The sequence below is a fragment of the Komagataeibacter ossonobensis genome, from assembly GCF_057359305.1.
In genome coordinates this window covers 1-5,174 of the sequence record NZ_JBXAYQ010000084.1, presented here as the reverse complement: position 1 = coordinate 5,174, position 5,174 = coordinate 1, and the positions used below count along the sequence as shown (strand labels likewise).

Here is a 5,174-nt window from a genome sequence, read left to right as displayed (position 1 = left end):
GAGCACTCAAATGAGCAAAACGCTTCTCAAAACGGAAAACAGACCTTTTCAGGACTCATTTTCTCCAATCAGTGCATGGAATTGTAATCATAGGGCAGGTCTTAAAACCAGAGAACTTTTCCAATCATCTATTTTTTTGCGTTATATCCACTCGCATATAGCGACAGTGGCGGGAATGACGACGACCATGCCGAGCGTCGTGAGCAGCATGATGCTGGCTGTTTCTACCTCGCACTTCCCATACTGCTGGGCAAACAGGGCAGACGGTGTGGAGGTAGGCATCGCACTTGCGACAAAAGCTGCTTTCGCCATAGCGGATTTTAGTCCCCATGCCTTGAGGGCGACGAAGAAGACTGCTGGTTGCAAGACGACACAGACGAGCGATCCCAGTATAACGGTCCTAGATCTGAGATTAAGGGAATAAGACGCAAGCGCGAGCCCGCAGGCGAAGATCGCCGCTCCTGGTGCGCAGACTGCTAGAGGCTTGAGCACGGACACGGAAACCGGCGGCATCGTCAGACCGGACAGAGACACGATGGTGCCCAGCACCGGTGCCCACACAAGGGGGTTCTTGATCGTTTTTCCAAGCGTTCGGGCCAACGAGGGTCTCGACGTTTCTGACCTGGACGCGCTCTCGAGCAGGTAGATGACGACTGAAACCTGTAAGAGGTTTGTGACAACCGCAGCCAGACCGACTACGCCGCCGCCGACCGTATCGCCATAGATTGGATCGAGGACCGTCAGGCCATAGATCGGTGCGGCTGTGGAGGACACCGCATAGCCGAGGAGGACTGCGGTGAGCCGGTCGCGCGTCATCATGCACAGGACGAGATAGCTCACGCCAAAGAAGAGCGAATATCCGATGATCATGACCACAACGAGTGGCCCCTGCTGAAGGAGCAAGTCGCGTTTGAAGGTCGCCATGCTGAGGAAGAGCGCAACCGGCAGGGCATATTTCAGCGCGAAATGACTGAAACCGATGGCCTGATCGTGATCGAAATCCTTGTACTTCCCGGCCAGATAGCCCAGCCCGAATATGAGGACAACCGGAGCGATGGCGGCGACGAGTATCACGAGATTCACGGATCTGCTCCGGGTTGGTGAGAGAAGGCGTCATCATCCCCGGTGATCGGCTCGAGCCGATCACCGGGAATGACTTAGGTGTGTCAGAGTTCCTTGTAGACCGGCTTGTAGAGCAGCCCCTCGATCCAGGCGCGGATATTTTCCGGACGCTCGACGGTGGCCTGTCCACTATCGAAGATATGCTCCGCAACCCGCGTGGCGGTCGTCACTTCGGTCTCCAGGATGTTGGCTTGGAGCGGGAACAGCATGCCATGCTCGCGTGCGCTCGGCCCCACCTGATCCGCTGTCGCGGCGGCGGCGGTGATGAACATATCGTCCGTGATCCGCGCGGGACGGGTCGCGTAAACGGCGAGGCCGATTGCCGGAAAGATATAGAAATTGTTGGCCTGTCCCGGGTGGTAGCTCTTTCCCTGATATTCGAAGTCCGGAAATTGGACTCCAGCGGCGTATAATGCTTTGCCTTTTGTCCAGGTATAGGCCTGCTCGGCCGTACATTCCGCCTTGTTCGTCGGATTGGAGAGCGGGAAGATCACCGGCCGCTCGTTCAGTTTTGCCATCTCGCGGACCACCTCCTCGGTGAATGCGCCGCCGATGGTGCTGACGCCGATCAGAATGGTCGGCTTGAAGGTTCTGACGACCTCGAGAAGATCTTTCGTCGGTTTCGCCTCGTGCGCGAACGGCTTCTGCCACTCGTTGAGATCGGTCCGGCTGGTCTCGATCAGACCGTTGACATCGATCAGTACGATACGCTCACGCGCTTCGGCCTCGCCCAGACCCGCTTCGACCATCGCCGAGACAATCATACTTGCGATACCGATCCCGGCTGAGCCTGCGCCCAGAAAAAGGACGCGCTGATCGGCGAAAGTCTCGTTCTTGATCTGCAGTGCCGTGGTCAGGCCTGCTACCGCGATCGCTGCGGTTCCCTGAATATCGTCATTGTAGCACAGGACCTTGTCGCGATAGCGGGCGAGAAGCCGCATCGCATCGGTACCTTTCCAGTCCTCGAAATGAATGCAGACACCGGGAAACACGTCTGTAGCGGCTTCGATAAATGCCTCTGAGATCAAATCCACCTCCGCTTCGTCTGGCGGGAGCTCGCGCAGACCAAGATAAAGCGGATCGGCCCGGAGCGCCGCGTTCGTGGTGCCTATGTCCAGTAGCACAGGCAGCAGCGCCTCGGGCGGCACCCCCGCGCAGGCGGTGTAGAGCTGGAGCTTGCCAATGGGAATGCCCATGCCGTTAGCGCCGATATCGCCAAGACCGAGAATACGGCCGCCGGTGGACACACAGATGAACCGAACGTCTTTTACCGGCCAGTTGCGCAGAATTTTTTTGAAGCGACCTTTCATGTCGCGCGTGAGATACATGCCCGCGCTGCCGCGATAGATATGTCCGTATGCCAGACAGGCATCAGCCACGGTCGGATCATAGACAATCGGCACAAACCGCGCGGGGTCGGACATCAGCGTGTGGTAGAATAGCGTCTCGTTCCTGGCCGCCAGGCTCATGAGATAGATGTAGCGTTCGAGATCATTCGGCTTTGCGGCGAGTTGCGTCTGAACCCTCTCCAGTTGCCGGTCGATGTTTTCCACAGTCGGAGGAAGCAGACCTTCAAGGCCGAGCGATTGACGCTCAGTCATTGTAAAGGCGGTTTCCTTGTTGCGGGCGGGGTTGTTGAGGATTTCCTGTCCCCGGATCGTGCTGGCCTGGCTCATGTGTTCTCCTCGCGGTTCGACGGCGTGCGGAAGTCATGCGCTTCGTTCGGAACGGCCGCCGCTGGATGACTGAATGTCATCTTGGGCCCACCCGAGCTCCAGCGCATCCGGAAAACTACGTACGTAAAACCTCGTAAGGGAAACGACCCGTCCTGATTTCAGGTCGACTGTGTTATCGCGGCCGCTCCGTGGCTGTCAGCGTCATCCGCACGAGTTCAGACAGGCTGCGAGCGTCCATCTTTATCATGAGATTGGCCCGATAAATCTCTATCGTGCGCGGGCTTATCCCAAGCTCCCGGGCGATGACCTTGTTCGATTGACCGTCGACGAGGCCACGGAGAACCTGTTGCTCCCGCGTCGTCAGAGCGGCGATCCGCTGGCGAATGACATGTGCATGCGCGCGTTCGGCGCCGTTCTCGTCACCGCACCGCAGAGCGGAGGCCACCGCGTCGAGAATGGTATGATCGTCGAACGGCTTTTCGATGAAGTCGCGGGCGCCGGCTTTCATGGCCTGCACCGCTAGGGGGACGTCAGCATGCCCCGTGATCACAATGACCGGGAGAACCGTCGCGCGCTTCTGGAGACGGTCGACAAGAGCGATGCCGTCCATGCCCGGCATCCGGATATCCGTTATGATGCATCCGCACTCGACCCCGTCGAGGATAGCGAGGAACTCATCCGCCGATGCGTGGGTCCTCGCGGTATGTCCCGATGTCAGCAACAGGAAGGCAAGGGATTCGCGTACGGCTTCGTCGTCGTCGATCACATGGACGATACCATCCGGGTTCATTCGCCAAACTCCTCTGTCCTGGCGCAGGGAAGAGTGAAAAGAAAGCACATCCCTCCCCCGCGTTCCCGCTGCGCTCCGATGCGTCCTCCATGAGCCTCCACGATGGTGCGGCAGATCGACAGCCCGACTCCCATGCCATGATCCTTCGTCGTTGAGAAAGGTTCAAACAGCCTGCCCGCAATCTCGGGGCTCACACCGGGGCCAGTATCCGTCACGCGGATCCGTGCCATGCCTTCGAAAGCGTCGACCGCGACGACCAGACGCCGTTCGTCACAGTCCTCCATGGCCTCCACGGCGTTGCGGATCAGGTTGAGGAGGACTTGCTGGATCTGAATCTTGTCCGCGATAACCTGATCGGCCCCAGAGTCCAGCTGAAAGGATACGTCGATCCCGCGCTCCGCAATTCCGACCAAGGCCAGCGTTGCCATCTCTTCGATAAGCGCCCGCAGGCTTTCCAGTCCCGGCTCACCTTCTCCCCGAGACACGAAGTCCCGCAACGACCGTATGATCCGACCGGCCCGCAGCGCTTGCGCGGCCGCCTTGTCCATGGCCTCTTGCACGCGCGTGCTCTGCCCGTTCTCGGCTTCCAGGAGACGGCGTCCGCCGTTGAGAAAGTTCGTGATGGCCGTCAGAGGCTGATTAAGTTCGTGAGCCAGTGTGGCTGCCATCTCGCCCATGGCTGACAGGCGTGAGATATGTGTGACTTCGGCCTGCAACTGTCGCACGCGTCGGTCCGCTTCCTCGCGTTCCGTGAGGTCGCGAAGGAACGCGATTGTAAAGGAGCCCTCTCCTGATGTCAGGCGTCCGGTAGACAGATCAACGGGGACAGTCGTCCCGTCTTTCCGACGGGCGACTGCCGCTATTCCGTGCCGATCGGAGACTGGAGCCGTTCCGAGTTCGGGGACGATGTCTGCGATATTCGTCCCGATCGCCTCTGCCGCATTAGACCTCAGAAGTGTCTCCGCCGCGTTGCTGAATGATTGCACGATGCCGCGCTCGTCGAGAATGATGATAGCGTCGGGAACTGCGTCGAGGATGGCGCTGAGATGCGCCTCCCGCTCAAGGATACGCTGCGCCATCGCGGCCGTGCGCCGACGGGCACGTAGCAGCCATTCGCCACCACACGTGATCAGGACGCAGAGTGTCGCGAACAGGATCGTCTCGACCCAGTTTTCGATCGGCGGCGCGCCGTCATGCGCGAGAAGGAGGCAGCCGATCACTGATGCAAGTGTGGCTGCGGCTAGACCGGAAAAGAGACCGCCGATCACCGCGCCGACGAGCACTCCCGGAAGCAGTAAGAGAAACAACGTCCTGCCGCCGAGAAACGGATTGATCAGGAAACGTATGAGCGTCCCCAGTATCACGAGCCCGAGCGCGTACGAGGAGGCGGCCGCGAAACTGCGATGGCGTGCCAGCGCACCGGTCTCTTGAGGCGGCAGATCCCAAAAGTCCCTCAATGACGTTCTCCTCACCGAATGGTCGGCGAACGACCTCGCCAAGGCGAGTCAGTATTACTACGTAATAGCCTCATTCATCAAAACATTGCACCTGTAGGGTGAGACTGCGCCATGAACCGTCATGGTTCT

At 59.2% G+C, this 5,174-nt stretch carries 4 protein-coding genes; all 4 read right to left on the bottom strand.

Annotated elements, in window-relative coordinates:
• Positions 1 to 141: 141 nt before the first annotated feature.
• The gene (locus AC1RQ9_RS18450; RefSeq protein ID WP_019087324.1) at positions 142 to 1,083 is read right to left on the bottom strand and encodes an AEC family transporter; all 942 of its coding nucleotides are present in this window, start codon (positions 1,081 to 1,083) and stop codon (positions 142 to 144) included.
• A gap of 83 nt (positions 1,084 to 1,166) precedes the next feature.
• Entirely contained in the window at positions 1,167 to 2,798 is a 1,632-nt protein-coding gene (locus AC1RQ9_RS18445) for an NAD-dependent malic enzyme (RefSeq protein ID WP_019087323.1), read from the bottom strand.
• Positions 2,799 to 2,970: 172 nt separating this feature from the next.
• Positions 2,971 to 3,588: a response regulator FixJ gene (gene fixJ / locus AC1RQ9_RS18440; RefSeq protein WP_019087322.1), complete on the bottom strand. Its 618-nt coding sequence runs from the start codon at positions 3,586 to 3,588 to the stop codon at positions 2,971 to 2,973.
• Positions 3,585 to 5,045 carry a sensor histidine kinase gene (locus AC1RQ9_RS18435; RefSeq protein ID WP_235721025.1) on the bottom strand — a complete coding sequence of 487 codons (1,461 nt, stop codon included), beginning with the start codon at positions 5,043 to 5,045 and terminating at the stop codon, positions 3,585 to 3,587. Before AC1RQ9_RS18435 ends, fixJ begins: the two co-directional genes overlap by 4 nt.
• Positions 5,046 to 5,174: the final 129 nt, after the last annotated feature.